Raw genomic sequence first — 557 nt, 5'->3', positions numbered from 1 at the left:
GACGAGTTGGGGAATCTCCGGATGTTTCCATCAGTGCATCCAGCAAAAGGCGCTGTTTTTCATGACTTTCTTTTAGCACATCGAATATGTTCTTCATCTCTGACTCCTTATCGGATTAAGAATAGTTGGTAAAACAAAGGGCGGTTATCACGCCGCCCTTTTTTGCTGTTGATGGATGAGGAGAACGCTTAACAATCTTTGTCTTCCGCGTTCAGATTCTCTTTAAGGTTTTCACAACCATCTTCAATGGCGTTTTGCGCTTCTTCCGCAGTCTCATCCAATTTTTTGCCCGCTTTTTCCATTGGCCCTTCATCACTACACGCCGCTAAAGCAAACACCAAACCAAATACTGCGGCGATACGATAAATAAATGACGTAACTCGCATGCTAACTCCTATCTATTTACGTTTTTCTTTCCAAGTATCACAAATACTATTGATACAATTAATGACAACAGGAACAGATAAAATATCACTTGCGCGACAGCTGCGGCGGCACCGGCAATACCACTAAATCCGAGCACCGCTGAAACGAGAGCCAAAGCAAGGAAAATAAAC

General features: G+C 43.1%; 2 protein-coding genes and 1 pseudogene. All 3 read right to left on the bottom strand.

Annotated features, from left to right (window positions below; genetic code table 11):
• A pseudogene (locus tag R7040_RS28995) lies at nucleotides 1-97 on the bottom strand (hemerythrin domain-containing protein); the annotation flags it as partial.
• A gap of 91 nt (nucleotides 98-188) precedes the next feature.
• Nucleotides 189-386, bottom strand: coding sequence for a hypothetical protein (locus R7040_RS28990; protein ID WP_005466987.1), 198 nt, complete (start codon nucleotides 384-386; stop codon nucleotides 189-191).
• A gap of 8 nt (nucleotides 387-394) precedes the next feature.
• Nucleotides 395-553, bottom strand: a complete 159-nt coding sequence (locus tag R7040_RS28985; RefSeq protein WP_318097973.1) for a DUF1328 family protein — start codon at nucleotides 551-553, stop codon at nucleotides 395-397.
• Between the last annotated feature and the right edge of the window lie 4 nt (nucleotides 554-557).

The organism is Vibrio sp. 1069, from assembly GCF_033340555.1.
This window is presented reverse-complemented; position numbering and strand designations above follow the sequence as displayed.